Genomic DNA, 18,684 nt, shown 5'->3' with positions numbered 1-18,684 from the left:
ACATTCATGGTTCGGTCGCGTAGCTATGAAGCGCCCTCTTCTAGCTTCAGTTCTTTGGACATGGAGATGTCCGTAACGGTGTAGCCCATTTTCTTGTATAGTTCAAACGCCCGTGTATTTTGGCCGAAGACATGCAGGCCGATCTTGGTGACTCCCATCTTGCGTGCTTCTTCATCCAGTGCCTGCATGGTCAGTTTGCCATAACCTTTGCCCTGATAAGGCTCAAAAATGTAAATATCATAGATGAAGGCTTCCCGCCCGCCGCGGCCTTCGGTCACATTGAACCAGATATACCCGATTGACTCCTCTACATCTTCATGCACTACCGAATAAAGGTACGCACCTTCTGTATGCAGCCCGCTTGGCAGGAAGCGGGTTATCGCTTCCTGTGACAGCTTAAGGGCATTATCCGGGTCCCAAGCTCCTGATTTCACCTTTTCAGCAGCATATTCCCTGGTAGATTGGCTTAAAAAGAATTGAAAAGTCGACTCGTCCATTTGAAGAAGTTTGATCATATCATTATTCCTTCCCAAAATCAGTATTCTTGGTAATAACCTATTTTCTCAGCAAACGGGGTGTACCTCGTAGCGCGTTTAGATCAGGTGCGCCAATACCGAACATTGCAGTGCGCAGCTCCAGCTCCACCTGAGCTAAAGCATTGTCCAACGCGGTCTCCGACTCTACAGCAGGGCCAAGCAGATTGCGGCCAAAGCCCGCTAGATCAGCGCCCAGCGCCAGCGCCTTGGCGGCATCCACGCCGTGCCTTAGTCCGCCGCTCCCGATCAGGGCGCCTTGCGGAGCAGCCGCTCGGACATCCGCGATACTTTCAGCCGTAGGAATACCCCAATCGGCAAAAGCTTCAGCTGCGGCCCGCCGCACGGGATCGGTGCTACGGAACTTCTCGACCTGACTCCAGGAGGTTCCGCCTGCTCCCGCTACATCAATGAAGGCGACACCGGCATTGTACAACCGGACCGCGGTCTCGCCATCGATGCCCCAGCCCACCTCTTTGACGCCTACAGGCACGGGAAGTTCCTGGCAGAGCCTCTCTATCTTCGGCAGCAGCGCAGCAAATCCAGTGTTCCCCTCCGGCTGGAACACTTCCTGAAGGCCGTTCAGGTGCAACACCAGCCAATCTGCTCCGGCAATCTCCACCGCCCGCTGGCATTCATCCACACCGAAGCCGTACGATAGCTGAACCGCTCCAATGTTAGCAATGACCGGAATGCCGGGCGCCTTGTCCCGTACACGGAAGGTCGACGCCAGCTCGGAACGTTCCACAGCGGCCCGGACCGATCCTACACCAAGGCACCAGCCGCGCCGCTCGGCCGCTTCCGCCAGCCGGGCATTGATCGCGCCGGTAGCAGCGCTGCCCCCGGTCATGGAACTGATCAGCAGCGGGGTGCGCAGCTTTTTGCCCAGAAATACAGTGTCCAGAGAAATACCGTCAAAATCCAGCTCGGGGAGCGCATTATGCCGGAAACGATAACGCTCAAAGCCTGTCGTAATCCCGCTGCCTCCTACCTCCTCATTGAGGCATAGGCGTACATGTTCAATTTTGCGTTCTCCGGTTCTAGAATCCGGCAGCAGTGATCTGTTTCCGTCGGGCTGAAGACCGTCCCCGGAATCCGCCTTAGGGAAGCTCTGTATATTCTGTGATGTATGGTTCATGATGTCGCCCCCGTTTCTCACTCTATTTAATGGCTGTTGTCAGCCCAGACTTCTTCTTAACAGTTGGATTTATTATAACACATCCCTCTAATGGAATTTACAATAAGAGGATATGAAGTGGACAAGGGATAGCGATCCTGGTTTTCTGGAAAACTGAACCCATCGTCTTTCCTCGTCAGTGGCGGTTACGAATCTTTAGCGGCTGCTTCAGGTAGTCTTGAATGGCGGTAATAGGTGAGATAGAATACCGGATCTAACACATCCGGGCACAGGATGTTCAGAATACCTTTCAGGAGGAACATTAATGAGCCCAGGCCGCAAAGCCTCTCGCCCGCAACCGCCATCTTTCACCAATAAGCAATCTATACTATTCGCTAAGAAACACCGAAAGCATCGCCTCTGGCTTTGGGTAGGAGGGCTTTTCACCCTTTTGATCCTTTGGCTGGCTGCCGTTATGATTTACCAGACCCACAAACCCCTGCCGCCCGGTCTTTCTTATGAAAGCCCCTCATACAAGGTTAACCAAGTACATTTTTGGTATGACTTGACCCATGCGGATGGTACGGAAAACGGCTCACAGAAGGAACAAATTCTGCCGCGCATTCTCCAGATCATCGAAGAGTCCCGGGAGTTTCTGGTGATCGACATGTTTCTCTTCAACAACTACACACATAAGGGTCAGTATTTTCCACCCGTCAGCAAAATGCTTACGGATAAGCTACTACTCCAGAAGGCCGCGTATCCCGAGATGGAGATTGTGTTTATTACTGACGAAGTTAATACAAATTACAATTCTGCTCCCAACCCTCTGCTACAAGAGATGAAAGCTGCCGGCATAACGGTAATCATGACCGATGTTGATAAACTAAGGGATTCCACACCCGTATATTCTGCCTTCTGGCGCACCTTCATTCAGTGGTTCGGGCAATCCGGCAAGGGGTGGATTCCCAATCTGATGGCCAGTAACGGTCCGAAGATCACCGCCCGCTCTTATTTGAAGCTCTTGAATGTTAAGGCCAATCACCGCAAGCTGATTATGAATGAAACAACGGCGCTGATATCCTCGGGGAATGTACATGATGCCAGCGCCTACAACTCCAATATCGCACTGGAGGTTCAGGGCCCCATTCTCGCCGATATTTTGCAGACGGAGCAAGCCGCAGCCCGTCTTTCTGGTACAGGACCCTTATTGCGCAAGGAGCCCGTATTTTCTCAAGCCAATGAGAGGAGCGCCGGGGAACCCCTTGAGGTCCGGTATCTGACAGAGGGTAAAGTCTATAAGTATACACTGGAAGCCATCTCCTCTGCCGGAAAAGGTGACACCGTATGGATGGGCATGTTCTACCTGGCTGACGACAAGATCATTAAGGCGCTGCTGGAGGCGTCAAAACGTGGCGCTACCGTCCGGTTACTGCTGGACCCCAATCAGAATGCTTTCGGCAGAGATAAAATCGGTATCCCCAATCGGCCTGTAGCCATGGATTTGAACCGCCGTTCAGATGGAAAGATCGACATCCGCTGGTACAACACGACGAAGGAGCAGTATCATGCCAAGCTGCTTTTTGTCGCCAAGGAAAATGGCAGGTCCGTCATCCTGGGTGGATCTAGCAACTTTACGGCTCGAAACCTTGATGATTACAATCTGGAGAACAACCTGTGGGTAACCGTGCAGAGGGATCAACCGCTATACGCTGAAATGGAGGCTTATTTCACCCGCCTGTGGAATAACGACGGCGCAGATTACAGTCTCCCCCTTGATACCTACCAAAGCGGGATCACGTGGATTAAATACATGGTGTTCCGTATACAGAAATTCATCGGGTTCACCACTTTTTAAATATATCCTGACACAAGTAGAAACGGTTTTCCGTCCGCCAAGGTACGGTATCCGTCTCAGTGAGAAATATAAGGATGATCTATAGCGTAAAACATATAAATTCTTATATTTGAATCCATTTCATAAATCCATAAGTGAGCGTCTAATCATCGATATCTAGTTGTACACGGCTTAGGTTTAACTAGATATTGTACCTATTCGGATTGAAATCCGCATTATGAAATGGATTCATTTTCAAAAAAACCACTTAGAGCACCTTACATAAGGCTGTCTAAGTGGTTTATCATTCTATCCTACAGCAGCGGGGACATCAGACGCGCCGCCGATTCCAGTATCCGTTCCATCAGGCGTTTGTTCATGAATTCCTCATGCACAATCTGTCTTGTGGAGAGCAGATCGCGCTCGAAGTCCTCGACAATCCGCGCCACACTTTCTGTCCGGATCAACAGCGCATTCACCTCGAAATTCAGATGGAAGCTGCGCATGTCCATATTTGCCGTGCCGATCGTGGCAATTTCCCCGTCCGTAATGAGCAGTTTGGAATGAATAAAGCCCTTCTCATACTCATAAATCTTCACACCGGATTCCAGCAGTGCCGGAAAGTAAGAATGGGATGCCAGAAACGGAATCCACTTGTCCGGTTTGGCCGGAAACAGCAGCCGCACATCAAGCCCCGACATCGCTGCAACGCGCAGTGCGGTCAGAATATCCTCATCGGGAATGAAATACGGCGAAGCAATCCATACGGATTCTTGCGCAGAGGTAATCATCGAGAAAAATAAGTTCTTGAGTGCCCGGCGTTCATTATCCGGCCCGCTGGCAATAATCTGCACCGCCCCGTCCCCAGCCATATACCGCAACTTGGGGGACAGATAATCCTGCTCCAGAATCTTCTCCCCCGTCGTATGCATCCAGTCCTGGAGGAAAATAATCTGCATCGTCCGTACTGCCTCACCGCGTACCAGCATATGCGTATCGCGCCAGAACCCGTAAGTTTTGCTGCGGCTCAAATATTCGTCGCCGACGTTAAGTCCGCCCATAAAGCCAACATCGCCGTCGATGACAACGATTTTGCGGTGATTTCGGTAATTCACCCGGCTGGAGAAAAAGGAGGTCGAGTTGCCGTAAGCCGCCACCTGCACCCCAGCATCGCTCATTTCCTTCAGAAACGACTTGGAGAGCTGAATACTCCCGACTGCATCATACATGAAGCGGACGGTGACACCGGCACGGGCTTTTTCAATCAGGATTTGCTGGATGCGCGTCCCGATATGATCTGCCCGGAAGATGTAATACTCCATGTGTATATGATGCTGCGCCTGCCTCAGCTCCAGAAGCAGGGTTCCAAAAGTCTCCTCCCCGTTGGTTAAGACCCGCGTCTCTGACGTACAAGAGATCGGCGTCCGTGCCAACCGCTGCGACAATCCCAACAGCTTCTGATGAGGCTCTGCAAATTCCGACCAATCATGGTGAGTGCGCAGCGCATCGTTCTCAATTCGTTCGTAGGCCATCATGTCAAGCTGGGCCTTTTTATCATATTTACGACGCTTGAACACGTTCTGTCCGAACAGGAAATAAAAGATAAGTCCCACTACCGGGATCAACGCCAGTAGTAAGATCCAAGACATCGTTGTGGAAGGATTACGGTTCTCCATAGAAATGGCAAGTCCAATGGATATGACCGTCAATGTAGAGAAAATACTAATAATGGTCGTGCCGGTACTACCGAACAGACCAAAACCAAAGTAATAAAAAGCTATAAAAGCTCCAATAATGACAATTGCCTGCAATCCTCTTCTCATATTCTACCTACCTTCTTTTTACATCACGGAAATGACACATTTATATATTACATGAATACGAGGGTTCTTCCTACAAAATCGGTGCCAAATTGATAATTGCGACAAAATTGTAACCTTTGTTTGTGTAAATTTGTAATACCCAGAAAGTTATAATATAATTTTCATGACTAACCAGTCAATTTCAGAACTTATCAGTCAGAAAGGGGATTCATCGGTGGTAGACCGTACCCAGGACAAGAAGGAACAGATTATCAAAACGGCGATGCAACTGTTCGCTGTGAAAGGTTCTTCCTCCACTTCCATGCAAGAAATCGCGGAGCTAAGCAGCATGTCCAAGGGCAGCCTTTATCTCCTGTTTAAATCCAAGGAGGAGCTGGAACGCAGCATTTATATATACTGCTTCAAGATGATTCGTGACCCTCTGGTTCATGCAGAGCAGGAGACCGGGAAGACACCGCGCGAAAAGCTGCGGAACCAGGTCGAAATTCTGCTTAATCATGTATACGAGCTGCGTGAGTTTTTGCAGCGCCAAATTCAGGATTTTGCCGGAAAAGGCTATTCAGATATCCCCGAATGGCTGCAAAAGAGTAATGTGGCAGTGATGGGCTGGTTCCAATCTAAAATGGAGGGCCTATACGGTAAGGAAATCTTGCCCTATACAGGCGATTTATCCATGATCGTTCACGGCATGATCAGCTCTTATGTACGCGTCCTCTTCCATCCTGAATCCTTTGTACCTACGGCTCGCATGGCGGATCATCTGATCAAGATGATGGACATCATCGCGGCCTCCCTGCTTGCAGACAAGCCCACCCCGCTCATCTCACATGCGATGGTTGTAGGGATGCTGGCTGGCCAAGAGGGGAACGTACGCAAGAACCCGCTTCAGTTGATTAAGGAAATGAAAGACCTGCTCGGTGTCATCCCTCTAAAGACCAGACAACAGAAGGATGCCGCGGATTCACTTGCCATTCTGGAAGGGGAGATGCTCGTTTCCCACCCGCGGAGAGCCATTATTCTAGGGATGCTGTTCAACCTGCAAGCCTGTCCCGAACTTGCCGAGCCCCTGAAGGAATTAAGAAAGTTATTATCGCCTTACATGCATAACCAAGAGGAGCTGAATTGTACGCCATGAAAAGTCTGATTAATTTTTCCCTGAAAAACAAATTTGCGATTTGGCTTCTGACGATCATCATCGTCTTTGCCGGTCTGTACAGCGGACTGACCATGAAGCAGGAGACCCTGCCGAATATCAGTATTCCCTACCTGAGTATCACAACGATTTATCCAGGCGCTGCGCCAGAAGGGGTTGTGAATGATGTCAGCAAACCCTTAGAACAGAAGCTGCGCAACGTGGATGGTGTCAAAACGCTGACCTCCACCTCCCTGGAGAATGCCTCCAGCATTTTCATTGAATTTAATTACGGCACCAACCTGGACAATGCGACAGCAGCTGTCCGCGAAGCATTAAATGAAGTCGTCCTGCCGGACAATGTGCAGAAGCCGAGAATTTCCCGCTTCAGTCTCAGCTCTCTTCCTGTCGTCTCCCTTAGCCTTGCCGGTGATGGCTCCAAGCCGCTTGAAGAATTGACCAGCATTGCCGAGAACGACATCCGTCCAGCACTGGAAGACCTCGAAGGCGTAGCGTCCGTACAAATCGCCGGACAGTACGTCAAGGAAGTCTCCCTGAAATTTAATCAAGATAAGCTGAAGCAATATGGACTGACCGAAGATACGGTAAAAGGCATCGTTCAAGGGTCTTCCTTGCGTGTGCCACTCGGCCTGTTCGAAATGGAAGCATCGCAGAAAGCCGTCGTTGTCGACGGAAATGTCACAACCATTGATGACTTGAAAAATGTTGCTATCCCTGTAATGCCGAGCGGTGCTGGCGCAGCCGGCGGGGCTCCAGCCGGAGTACCAGGCGGCGGCGCAGCTCCAGGAGCTGCTGGTGATGCGGCCGCAGGAGGTGCTGCAAACAACGGTGGAGCCGGAGCGAATGCCGCAGCCGGAGCGGCCCTCGGAGCAGGACTTCCTACCGTCAAACTTGGCGAATTGGCAGATATTGAAGTTGTAGGCCGTTCTGAATCCATCTCCCGTACTAACGGGAAGGAATCCATTGGTATTCAGATAGTCAAAGCCAATGATGCCAACACCGTTGAAGTAGTCAACAATGTCAAGAAGAAGACCGAAGAGCTGAAAGAACAGTTCAAGGGTCTCGATCTGACGGTTCTGCTCGACCAAGGTAAGCCGATCGAGGATTCAGTAAGTACCATGTTATCCAAGGCTGCTTTTGGTGCCTTGTTCGCGGTCATCATTATTCTGATCTTCCTGCGGAATATCCGCTCAACGATTATCTCGATCATCTCCATCCCGCTCTCACTGCTGATTGCAGTTCTGTGCCTGCGTCAGATGGATATTACCCTGAATATGATGACACTCGGCGCGATGACCGTAGCCATTGGACGGGTCGTGGATGACTCCATTGTCGTCATTGAGAACATCTACAGGCGCTTATCGCTCTCAGGCGAGAAGCTGCGCGGCAGAGAGTTAATTAGCGCGGCAACACGCGAAATGTTCGTGCCGATTATGTCGTCCACTATTGTTACGATTGCCGTGTTCCTGCCGCTTGCATTTGTCAGCGGAATGGTCGGCGAATTGTTCCTGCCATTTGCCCTGACTATGGTCTTCGCCCTGCTGGCTTCACTCGTTGTAGCCATCACGCTTGTACCGGCAATGGCGCACTCACTGTTCCGTAACGGTCTGAAAAAGAAGAACGATAATCACGATAAACCGGACAGATTGTCTGCCTGGTATCAAAAAGTGCTGGATTGGTGCTTGTCCCACAAGCTAGTCACTTTTGGTGTTGCCGTTATTCTCCTGGTAGGTAGCTTGTTCCTGATCAAGCCGATCGGTGTCAGCTTCATGCCATCCCAGGAAGAGAAGAACGTTACGTTGACCTATTCGCCTAAAGCAGGACAGCGTCTGGAGGATGTGCAGGCGCAAGGCCTGAAAGCAGAGAAATATATTTTGGCACAGAGTCATGTAGATAAGATGCAGTATTCCATCGGCGGAAGCAGCCCGTTCAGCTTGGGCGGTTCTGGCGGCAAGTCGGGACTATTCTATGTTGCTTACGACAGTAATACACCTGACTTTGAAGCCGTGAAAGAGAAACTGATCGAAGGACTCACCAAAGAAGTTCCAGAAGGAGTCTGGGGCGATATGTCCGGTATGGCCGGTGGCGGCCTTGGCGGCAGTACGCTGACGGTGAATATTTTCGGAGATAATCTGGATCAACTGAAGCCTGTAGCCGATGAAATTGCCGGAATTGTACAGAAGGACACCGCCAACTTCAAGGATGGCAAAACAAGCCTATCTGCAGCCTATGATCAATACACCATCGTTGCGGATCAGCAAAAACTTAGCTCACTGGGTCTTACAGCCGGACAAATCGCTATGAAGCTCAGTCCAGCTGGCGCACGTCCGGTTCTGACCGAGGTCAAGCTGGATGGCAAAAACTATAATGTCTATATTGAGACTGAAAAAGATACGTATACCAGCATTAATGAGATGGAGGATGCGCTTCTCACCTCGCCGCTTGGCATCACCGTGCCGATTAAAGATGTAGCCAAGGTAGAGAAAGGTTCTTCACCGGACTCGATCACTCGTATGGATGGCAAAATGAAAGTGGATGTTACAGCAGATATCATCGCTACTGACGTTAACGCTGCTTCCAATAGTGTGAAGACCAAAATCGAAGCACTTAACTTGCCGGATGGCGTAACCGTTACGTTCGGTGGTGTTACGGAACAGATCAATGACACCTTCGGACAACTCGGTATCGCTATGGCTGCTGCAATCGCCATCGTATACTTCGTACTGGTGGTTACCTTTGGCGGCGGACTTGCTCCATTCGCCATTCTCTTCTCGCTTCCGTTCACTGTCATCGGAGCGCTGGTTGCCCTGCTATTAGCCAAGGAGACCTTGAACGTCTCCGCTCTGATGGGTGGTCTGATGCTGATCGGTATCGTCGTCACCAACGCGATCGTACTGATCGACCGTGTTATTCATAAAGAAAAAGAAGGACTTACCACCCGAGCAGCCCTGCTGGAAGCAGGAGGAACGCGTCTGCGTCCAATCCTGATGACAGCACTCGCTACTATCGGCGCATTGCTGCCGCTCGTGAGCGGGCTCGAAAACAGCGCCGGCATCATTTCCAAGGGCCTCGGCGTCACAGTTATCGGTGGTCTCATCAGTTCCACGCTCCTGACACTCGTGGTAGTGCCGGTAGTGTACGAATTCCTGATGAAATTCCGCAGAAAGACTGTGGAAGAATAAAGCTTAATCTTTCTCTTCGCTATATTCGCATCGGAAGCACGGCTGTCGCCAGATTCCAACCGCTAGGAGCGGTTTATAAATTAAGAAATCTGGCGACAACAGCGACCGAAAGTCCAAACATTCCATCGTAGTGACGACTGAGCTTTATGTTCGATCTTGAGTTCGTCTTATATTGCAGAAGCTTTTACTTGTAAAACGATTGGATGATCCAAGAGGCCCCTCCGTGTATGGAGGGGCCTCTTGGCATGTTATTAGGGAATATTCCAGTGCAAAAGGTCAAGAGTAATGAGGTTACGGCATCTTGTGTCAGGGGATTTTTGAACAGTACAATGAAGCTATGAATGCCCATAGAGAGGAAGACCTAACATGATTACAACCGTCACGCTGAATGCGGCTGTCGATAAAATCTATACTGTCCCGGGATTTCAAGTAAATGAAGTCCACCGGATCACCGATTCTCTAACCTTACCCGGCGGCAAAGGCGTCAATGCCGCACGGGTGTTACACCAGTTAGGGGCGGAGGTAATCGCTTCGGGATTTATAGCCGGATATACCGGTGAGCATCTGCTCGCTGGTCTGGCTGAAGAAGGCGTTGACGCCGACTTCGTCAAAGTGGCAAAGGGGGAGACACGGCTAGCCTTGACCGTGCTCGACTCTGCTTCTGCTAACCAGACGGAGCTGATTGAGTCTGGGCCGGTCATCACCGGGGAGGACCTTTCGGCCCTGCGCAGCAGGCTGGAGAAGCTGGCCCGCCGTTCCCGGTGGGTATTGCTCTCGGGCAGCCTGCCCCCAGGCTGCCCCCCTTGGCTCTATGCAGAGCTGGCGGATATCGCCCATCACGGCGGTGCCAAGGTGATGCTGGACGCCAGCGGCGAGGCTCTGCGCCTCGGTCTGCAAGGCCGGCCCGAGCTCGTGAAGCCCAACGAGCACGAAGCCGCAGAACTGGCCGGTCTGGCGGACACCGGCAGCGAAGACACCGCTCGGCAGGCGCTGGAAGCGCTGCTGGAGCTTGGGGCGCGTGACGCTGTCGTCACGCTGGGCTCCCGCGGCGCTGTTGCCGCCGCGGACGGGCAGCGTTACCGCGTAACGCTGCCGCAGATCACTGCCGTGAGCGCGCTCGGCAGTGGGGATGCCACGGCCGCCGGCCTGCTGGCGTCGGCTGTGGCTGGGGGTGACTGGCCGGCGCGGCTGACGCTCGGCGCGGCCTGTGGCACGGCAGCGGCTATGCAGCGTGCTGCCGGGTTCGTGAACCCCGGCGATGTGGCAGCCATTGCCGCCGGGGTTACCGTCAGCGTGCTGCCCCGGGGATAACACGGGGCAGCACGCTGACTTGCAAGCACAGCGGGCGTCTCCAAGTCGACGCCCCGCTTTGTACTATAAGAGCAGCTTAACGTTGCTCTTATAGTACAAAAAAACTGCCTTGCGCTACCCTTGAAGCACAACAATTCTTGCCTCTCACTGCCTTTGAAACACACAGAGGCCAGCCTGACGCTTCTTTTAAAGTAAACAAAACTGGTGTCACACTGCTTTTGAAGCACATAAAAGCACACAAAAAAGCCCGGTTGCCCGGGCTTTTCTTACGACATAGAGGTAGCGCTTGTCTCCAGCGAAGCCTTCCAGGCTCGCAGCATTTGCAGATCTTGCGGCAAAAACTCCTCTAGCATGTGACTCAAGCCGAGGTACAACTTGCTCTCCGTCAAGGAATTAAGACGTTCGCAGAACTTCGGGGTCCATCTCAACAGATGCTCTTCCAGAAAAGCCTCCTGGATCTCCAGCAGCTCCATGGCACTTCTAACTGTGAAGCAGTTATATAGCATCCGTTCATGCATCACCGCCATGAATTCCAGTTCAATAGCAATATGATCATCGGCTTCTTCACCGCATTTCTTGAATACGACTCCCGCCGAGGCATAAACATCGGACAAGACATTGCAGAATTCTTTGGCCCGACCCCGATTAGCTGCTTCACGTGCAGCCCGTTCATTCATCAACCGGGTGTATTCCTGCGTCTCCTGCTTGCAGATTTGCGGCAACTTGCCGGGTTCCAGACTGCAGAGGTAACGCTTCAGTTCGCGGCCGCCTTCGGTCATCTCTGCAGCAACGTTCATTTGGCGTTTGCCGCACCACTGGGCCACCAGCGAAAGGGATGGCTTTCTTCCGAAGAAATCCACCAGCAATTGATATATTAATCCTCGACTTTCCAGCCAACGGGTGTAAGCTTCCGGCACAACAAGCGATGAAGCGGATTGTAAGGTCATTTGTCAAATCCTCCCCTATTGTTATTCCCGGGTACCGCGGCAAGGAATAGCCGCTCGGCATCTTCCGGTATCCTAGCTGTGATCTTGGAAAAAGGATGCAATGTTCCTTCTATATCTAAATTATATCTGAACCATAAAACGCTTTCGGTGAGCATTCTATGTCCATTCCCTTCATTTGTCGCAGATCTGTCAAATTCAGCAGCAAATCGGCAGGCGCTTGGAAATCATCAGATTTCTCTATCTCCACGGAGTTCCCTATCGAGTATAAATCTCCTCCTCTGCAACCTGTGCTGCAACTATTGTATGCCTGCGGAAGACAAGCAATTCCAGTGGCTCAAAAGGGATAAATATCTAGGATAACTATCCAGGAGAAGTGTAAAGCACTCGTTGCCGCTGAGTACTCCTCAATGGCCCTCTATTCCGTCTTCACTTTCCAGTCCATATATTCCACAACTGCATCCCCATATAAATCGCAATCCCCCAGATCAGCAGCGCAGATGCCCTGTTCAAGACACGCAGAATGCGGCCCGAGGGGTCCGCTTGTCCGACCAGCCGCCCGGCAATGGCAATTCCAATGAACCACAACCACGAGACTGCAGCCGTCGCACCGGCAAATACCCACCGTTCGCCACTGCCATATTGCAGGGAACTGGTTCCGATGACACCTACAGTATCCAGCAGTGCATGGGGATTAAGCAGGGACACCGACAAGGCATAGGCTACCTGCCCCTTCCAAGGCAATACTTTCACCTCGCCTTGCGCCGGGGTGCTGCCCCAGATGTTCCAGCCCATATATGCCAGGAAAATCAATCCTACGCTATAAATCACAGGAGTTACCCAGTCCACGGACATAACAACCAGCGAAACTCCACCGACAGCAGCACCAATCAGCAGCGTATCACATAGGGCAGCGGTCAGCACTACCGGTAGCACTCCGCGAAATCGCGAATGCAGCGAACCTTGATTAAAGACGAATATATTCTGTACCCCCAGCGGCAAAATAAGTCCAAACGCCAATATGATTCCATGTATAACCGCTTCAAGCATTTGTAAGAACCCTCCTGATGATTTCTTTATGATGAGAAAATCTTTGGTGAACAGCATAACTGCGCCCCATTGATAGTACCTTCCCGCCTCATAACCGTAACCATCCAAATTCCAGATCAATACCCAACCAAGATACAGCAAAACTGCCCGTCCATGATATACTCAACGCAGAATGAGCCGCCAGAGCGGTCCTAAACGATACTGATTTTATATAAAGGAGTTCTGCCGTGAAGCCTACTTCCAAGCAAGCTGCTTTTTCTTCTCCTACATCAAAAGATAGTATAGACCCATTGGACGCTCTTAACGCCGTATCAGCATCAAGGACAACCACTCTCGGTGGCACTGGTGAATGGCGACCAGACGCAACCTCCGCGCTGCCGCTTCATGCCCAGATATCGGATTATTTTATCGGCAAAATCAGAAGCGGGGCCTGGGCCCGCGGCATGCGACTGGCTCCGCAACGGGAGCTGTGCCGACAACTCGGCGTCAACCGTAGCACCCTTGTAACCGCATTGGGGCAACTGACCGCGATGGGGCTGATTGAGGGGAAAAGAGGCGGTGGAACCCGAGTTACCACCCCCTCTGCCGAGCGTGATGGTTCCGGTGCCAAACAGGAATCCACCAGCTTCGACGGACAGGTCCGGGCGGGCAATTGGAATGATTATGTGGAAGAAGGCATTCACTATCCCAACCTGCCAACGATCCAGGCTATTAACCGGCTGGAGTATGAGCGAGGACTAATCCGCCTTGGCACAGGCGAACCTGCCCCGGAGCTGCTGCCTGGCCAGGTTATGCAGGAGATTCTCGCCGGGCTTTCGCGCGAGCCACTGTTGCCGCTGTCCTACGAAGAGCCGCTTGGCAGCCTGGAACTGCGGACAGCTCTTAGCAACAAGCTATCTGCATCCGGTATTCGTACTTCCCCCGCCTCCATCCTGATTACCTCAGGGGCGCTGCAAGGACTGCAGCTTATTGCCATGGGGCTGCTGCCCCGCGGCGCGGCCATCCTGCTGGAGAAACCGTCCTACCTTTACTCCATCCATGCCTTCCAGTCCGCAGGCGTGAAGTTTAGTGGTCTGCCAATGGATGATCGCGGGCTAATGACAGACAATATAGCGCAAGAGGCTTACCGGACCAAAGCAGCTATGTTGTATACCATCCCAACTTTTCATAATCCTACGGGCATTCTGATGGATGAAGAGCGGCGGAATGCGTTGATGGCCACTACAGGCGCCCTTGGCCTGCCAATCCTCGAAGATGGGGCTTACCAGGAACTGTGGTTGGATATGCCCCCGCCTCCGCCACTGAAAGCCCTGGATCTTGAGGGACGGGTCCTCCACCTCGGGACCCTGTCCAAAGCCGCCAGCCCCGGCCTGCGCATCGGCTGGATTGTCGGCCCGGAAGCGGTCATCTCACGACTGGCCGATATTAAGATGCAAAGCGACTACGGTGCAAGCTCTTTGTCTCAGCTTGCCGCGGCTAGATGGCTGAGCGGTGGTTATCATGAAGCACATGCCAGTGTCTTGCGTCAGAAGCTGCGAATGCGAAGAGAGGCGGTGCTGGAGATGCTCCAAGTCCACTTCAGCGAGCTGGCCACCTGGAATATACCTGCGGGTGGTTTCTATATCTGGCTGTCGCTCCGTCAGCCATTGCCCCTGCGCAAGCTGTTCAAAGCAGCACTGCAGTCCAGCCTCCTGCTCAATACCGGCGATCTGTATGACCGTGGGGACAACCGTCATCTGCGGCTCTCCTACGCCTACGCCTCAATCGCAGAGCTAGAAACTGGCCTGCCAATTTTAGCCGGGATAATCCGCAATTTGCAGCGGCATCCCTAGAGCAGAATATCGTAGCCCCCTCTCTCTTCCCCTGTTGCTCTTCCGCAGCTTAGCAGCGTCACTATCTCTAGAGCAGCATTTGAAGATCAGAAACGCCGCTTTCCCTAGCCAACAGGGAAAGCGGCGTTTGCTTTTTATTCCGTCGGATACAATACCGACTGTATTAAATGGACAATGCGTCAAGCAATCTGTAGATCGCCGTTGCGGCTTCACCACGGGTTGCTGTGCGCTCCGGACGGAAGGTTTGATCCTCGAACCCGCCCAGAATGCCTGCCGCAGCCCCGGTCTCAATGGACGCAGCCGCCCATTGCGGGATTGCGGAACGATCCGTAAATGTGATGCTGTCGCTAGTCTTCTTATGTGGTGCGCTGTTCAGTGCGTTCGCAAGCATTACCGACATTTCTGCGCGAGAGATGACCTCAGAGCCTTTGAAGATCGTCTTGTCACCGACTTCATAACCACGGATGATTCCGGCTTCTACAGCAGCCGCAATATCTACTGCAGCCCAAGCCGGGATGGCCTCCTGATCTGCAAAGCTTGCAGCATTGCCGGAAGACTTCAGTCCCAAAGCTCTGGCAATGAGGGTAGCGAATTGAGTCCGGGTTACCTTCTCATCCGGACGGAAGCTATGATCGTCAAAACCTTTCATGACTTCCATACCAATCAGACGGTCCGTATAGGCCTCAGCCCAATGATTGTTCAAGTCGGTCATCGGCAGGGCTTGGTAGTTGAACACGGCATAAGTGGAGAAATGATTAATGCTAGCAGTAACGTTGCCATTAGCATTGTCAGTTCCACCTACATAAATCCACTTGTTACGCTGCTCACTGTAATAATAGACGGCAGCCTTATGGCCTGAAGTAATTTTGTTCTTATCATAAACCAGTGTCAATTCGACCGGTTTATTGAGCAGACCAGCATTAGTACTGGTAATCTCTACGCCCGAGCTAGCAGCTGTCAGAGTTCCGCCAGTAGGAAGTGCTACCGGCTTCAGCGCCACTTTACTGTCTGCAGTCAGTGCTCCTGCAGGAATCTTGAGATCGGCTGCATCTTTAAGACTGGAAGCCCCTCCCTGCAACGCATTGACTTGCAGCTCCACTGCTTCAGTGGATGGCTTCGTTGTATTCCCTGGAGTTGGGGAAGGGGTAGGCGTAACTGTCGGAGCCGGGGTAGGGGTCCCGCCATTGCCGTTTCCGCTATTCCCGTTACCCGAATTACCGTTGTCGTTTCCGTTATTCCCGCTGCCCGAGCGAGATACGTTTACCGTACGTACGACTTCCACAGCATTATTGCCAGCCAAATCTTTGGCATTATATTGCAGCTTGTAAGTGCCTGGCGTTCCGGTATCCACTGAACCGCTAACTACGATAGAGCCTGCAATTCCTAGTTTGTCCGTAACCTCCGCACCTGGATCGACAAAGCTGTCGCCTTGAGTCAACGATATCGTGCTACTGCCCTTCAGCGTGATCACTGGCGCTGTGCGGTCAATATTCACAGCAAGCGGCAGTACAGCTGTATTGCCGAGCGAATCCGTAGCCCGGAACTCCAGCTTATGCTGGCCTTCGGCTGTGATCTTCAGCGAATGATCGCTCTCGTAAGGCTGGAATTCTCCGCTTCCATCCAGGGACACCTGCAGGGAAACCGTAGTGCCTGGAACATAAACGCTGGCAATTACACTCACATTTGCATCTTGATTAATCCAGGCACCGCTTGGCTGTACGACTCCATCTGCAGACTGGATCACCCCGGAAAGCTCAAGTGGTGTAATGCTGTCGTCACCGCTAAGATTGACTTCAAAGGTCTTCACCTCAGAAGCATTTCCGCGCAAGATTGTTGCCGTCAAGGTAATGGATGTATCCTTTTTCGGACGGAAAGCCAGCTTGCCTTCCTTGGTCATCAGGACTGGATTAGAGCTTTCCCAGACGATGCTTGTCCCCTGCACACCAGCAGCAGGCAGATACAAGTCACTCTTCACGGCGCTAAGATCGCCCAGTGTCAGCTTTTCTTTGGCCAACTGTACAGCTTCTCCATCTGTATATTCCTTAGCTTTTACTGTCACCTCGAACGTCTTCACAGTGCTCTGTGTACCGCGGCTAACTGTCGCTTTGAGCGATACCACCCCATCCGGTTGTCCGGCAGCAGGACGGGTAATATAGCCAGTTCCGTCAGCGACGCGAATCACCTCGGCATTTGTACTCTCCCATTGAACCTTGGCACCATGCTGGCCTTCGGTTGGCAGCTTCAGGTCTGCAATAACTCCGTTAGTACCATCGAGTTTAAGCGCTGCTGCCGTATCTTCCACTGCCTGCTGATCGGTGTATGGCTCTACGTTCACAAACACCGGATTGGAGTAAAACCAAAGATCGCCGTAGTTGCGGCTGTTGATTTCCTGGAAGCGAGTAGCATTATCCGCGGTGTTATTCTTTACATCCAGTAAAGGTTCGCCGTCTTTCGTCTCTCCCGGTACGTTAAGCCCGAGGTTGGTCCCTCTAAGCCGGTAATACCGGCTCTTGTCTGCCGCTCCCGGCTTGTAAGTAATCACGTTGAAGCCTTCAGCATCCGTAGTCCAGTCTGCACTAGTGAACCGAGCCACGACTTTAGTGGTATCATTCGTTGGATTGGAATAATCAGGAGTACCCGGCTGAACCTTGCCGCCGACTTCACCGGAGATCAGATCGACATGATCCACGGAGACAGCGTCACCGTTGTTGTTCTTCGCAGGACTCTTGAAACGGATGGTAACCTCGACATTGTCGCCCTGCTTAACCGCAAGTTCCCCGCCCATTGCTTCCTCACGCCCGTCACCGGATGCCTTGAAATCCAGCGCGTTGATCAGATCACCGAAGACGGAGAAAGATTTACCTGAGCGCATACCGTCAACGATATTCTGAACGCTTGAACCATTGACCCAGGTATAGTTCTTGGAATATTCCCCCGGCCAGTATCCGCTAGAATATTTGTTATCCTTGCTGGTCTTGAAATGAAAGTCGGAATTGGCGAAGTTCCAGAATCTGCGGCCCTCGCCAAGCAGTGCATCCCAGAAGCCACCAACTTTGGCTACTTTCACGTCTGTTCCGCCGTATACTTCAGCTGTTTCCCCCCGGTCAGGAGACATCTGGTTACCCAGCATCCCTTCGAAACCGAAAGCCACATGCGGATCAATATTGTTGAAATCGCGGACATCCTCAATTTTCAGCTCAGAGCTTCCGCCATTTTTACGCGAAGGGTGGTTAATCAGCATATAGCTCTCCGGATAGTGATCGCTGAGCCATTGAATGCCCTTGCGGGTATCTGCTTTCGTTGAGAAAGCTCTGTTATCCAGCGCAGCCCATTTGGCAACATCCGCAGGATCGAAGAGGTTCTCAGCACGGTTGGTAAACAAATATTCAAAGTGATTGACAGCTTTTAAGGATGCCGCTGACCCTGGATCATTCGTCACAATCCCGATAGCAGTGTGATCATACTGAGGCATATCCCATTCAAATCCGGAGAAGATGGTTTTGCCAGCATATTTTCCCGAAGCCTGAAGCTCCTTGATTATAGGTGTCTGATAGTCGATGATCCCTTTGGACATCGGGATGGACCCTCCTGGCAGAGGCACGCCTTCATGGTCACGACCGGACATCCGCAGATGGTCGGCCAGGAAGAGCCAGTCCAGACCATTCTTGTCAAAGGCGGTATCCAATACATCCTTCAATGATTCCTGCGCATCATCTGACTCATAGGTGTGAACATGATATTCCCCAGTCATCCATTTTCCGTTGCTGTCTGCAGGTGGACTAGCCATCGGTTCCGTTGAAGCGCCATATGCTGTAGGCAGCGATAAGTTCTGTCCCAATGTCATTACAGCCAGAGTAGCGGTCAGCAATGAACGAACTTTTTTCTTCTGCAAAATAATTAAA

Annotated in this window: 11 protein-coding genes; 5 read left to right on the top strand and 6 right to left on the bottom strand. The window is 51.8% G+C overall.

All coding sequences use genetic code 11. From position 1 onward, the window contains the following. Positions 1–23 precede the first annotated feature (23 nt). Entirely contained in the window at positions 24–515 is a 492-nt protein-coding gene (locus ACFVU8_RS18785) for a GNAT family N-acetyltransferase (protein ID WP_379466480.1), read from the bottom strand. Positions 516–555: 40 nt separating this feature from the next. Then, positions 556–1,671 (bottom strand): type 2 isopentenyl-diphosphate Delta-isomerase, encoded by a 1,116-nt coding sequence (fni, locus tag ACFVU8_RS18780; RefSeq protein ID WP_387429254.1) that lies wholly within the window; start codon positions 1,669–1,671, stop codon positions 556–558. 430 nt (positions 1,672–2,101) lie between these two features. Between fni and ACFVU8_RS18775 the strand changes: the two genes are divergently transcribed. Continuing rightward, positions 2,102–3,508 carry a phospholipase D family protein gene (locus ACFVU8_RS18775; protein ID WP_387429252.1) on the top strand — a complete coding sequence of 469 codons (1,407 nt, stop codon included), beginning with the start codon at positions 2,102–2,104 and terminating at the stop codon, positions 3,506–3,508. Between the two features lie 293 nt (positions 3,509–3,801). On the opposite strand, the gene cls is transcribed toward ACFVU8_RS18775, so the two are convergent. After that, positions 3,802–5,310, bottom strand: a complete 1,509-nt coding sequence (cls, locus tag ACFVU8_RS18770) for a cardiolipin synthase (RefSeq protein ID WP_066379137.1) — start codon at positions 5,308–5,310, stop codon at positions 3,802–3,804. 214 nt (positions 5,311–5,524) lie between these two features. Here cls and ACFVU8_RS18765 point away from each other — a divergent pair, with 214 nt between their 5' ends. The 3 genes from ACFVU8_RS18765 to ACFVU8_RS18755 all read left to right on the top strand — a co-directional run bounded on the left by ACFVU8_RS18765 (position 5,525) and on the right by ACFVU8_RS18755 (position 10,956). After that, entirely contained in the window at positions 5,525–6,445 is a 921-nt protein-coding gene (locus ACFVU8_RS18765) for a TetR/AcrR family transcriptional regulator (protein WP_387429250.1), read from the top strand. Beyond that, a complete protein-coding gene (locus ACFVU8_RS18760; RefSeq protein ID WP_387429248.1) occupies positions 6,442–9,645 on the top strand; it encodes an efflux RND transporter permease subunit in 3,204 nt (1,067 codons plus the stop codon). The genes ACFVU8_RS18765 and ACFVU8_RS18760 overlap by 4 nt, the downstream gene beginning before the upstream one ends. 366 nt (positions 9,646–10,011) lie before the next feature. After that, the gene (locus ACFVU8_RS18755; protein WP_387429246.1) at positions 10,012–10,956 is read left to right on the top strand and encodes a 1-phosphofructokinase family hexose kinase; all 945 of its coding nucleotides are present in this window, start codon (positions 10,012–10,014) and stop codon (positions 10,954–10,956) included. Between the two features lie 266 nt (positions 10,957–11,222). On the opposite strand, the gene ACFVU8_RS18750 is transcribed toward ACFVU8_RS18755, so the two are convergent. Together ACFVU8_RS18750 and ACFVU8_RS18745 are read right to left on the bottom strand one after the other, a co-directional pair. Then, positions 11,223–11,903: a TorD/DmsD family molecular chaperone gene (locus ACFVU8_RS18750; protein WP_175370396.1), complete on the bottom strand. Its 681-nt coding sequence runs from the start codon at positions 11,901–11,903 to the stop codon at positions 11,223–11,225. A gap of 426 nt (positions 11,904–12,329) precedes the next feature. Then, positions 12,330–12,950, bottom strand: coding sequence for a LysE/ArgO family amino acid transporter (locus tag ACFVU8_RS18745; protein ID WP_379466486.1), 621 nt, complete (start codon positions 12,948–12,950; stop codon positions 12,330–12,332). A gap of 290 nt (positions 12,951–13,240) precedes the next feature. On the opposite strand from ACFVU8_RS18745, the gene ACFVU8_RS18740 reads away from it, so the two are divergent. Continuing rightward, positions 13,241–14,782, top strand: a complete 1,542-nt coding sequence (locus tag ACFVU8_RS18740; protein ID WP_387429484.1) for an aminotransferase-like domain-containing protein — start codon at positions 13,241–13,243, stop codon at positions 14,780–14,782. 163 nt (positions 14,783–14,945) lie between these two features. On the opposite strand, the gene ACFVU8_RS18735 is transcribed toward ACFVU8_RS18740, so the two are convergent. Further along, complete coding sequence (locus ACFVU8_RS18735) at positions 14,946–18,674, bottom strand: immunoglobulin-like domain-containing protein (RefSeq protein WP_387429243.1); 3,729 nt, start codon at positions 18,672–18,674, stop codon at positions 14,946–14,948. Positions 18,675–18,684 lie beyond the last annotated feature (10 nt).

The sequence above is a fragment of the Paenibacillus sp. NPDC058177 genome (genome assembly GCF_042883835.1).
Taxonomy (GTDB): domain Bacteria; phylum Bacillota; class Bacilli; order Paenibacillales; family Paenibacillaceae; genus Paenibacillus_AQ; species Paenibacillus_AQ agri.
The sequence above is the reverse complement of the archived record's forward strand: the minus strand, read 5'-3'. Positions and strand labels throughout refer to the sequence as shown.

Coding starts and splice junctions, on each gene's coding strand:
- ACFVU8_RS18785 (WP_379466480.1), bottom strand. CDS start 515: ATGATCAAACTTCTTCAAATGGACGAGTCGACTTTTCAATTCTTTTTA.
- fni (WP_387429254.1), bottom strand. CDS start 1,671: ATGAACCATACATCACAGAATATACAGAGCTTCCCTAAGGCGGATTCC.
- cls (WP_066379137.1), bottom strand. CDS start 5,310: ATGAGAAGAGGATTGCAGGCAATTGTCATTATTGGAGCTTTTATAGCT.
- ACFVU8_RS18760 (WP_387429248.1), top strand. CDS start 6,442: ATGAAAAGTCTGATTAATTTTTCCCTGAAAAACAAATTTGCGATTTGG.
- ACFVU8_RS18755 (WP_387429246.1), top strand. CDS start 10,012: ATGATTACAACCGTCACGCTGAATGCGGCTGTCGATAAAATCTATACT.
- ACFVU8_RS18750 (WP_175370396.1), bottom strand. CDS start 11,903: ATGACCTTACAATCCGCTTCATCGCTTGTTGTGCCGGAAGCTTACACC.
- ACFVU8_RS18745 (WP_379466486.1), bottom strand. CDS start 12,950: ATGCTTGAAGCGGTTATACATGGAATCATATTGGCGTTTGGACTTATT.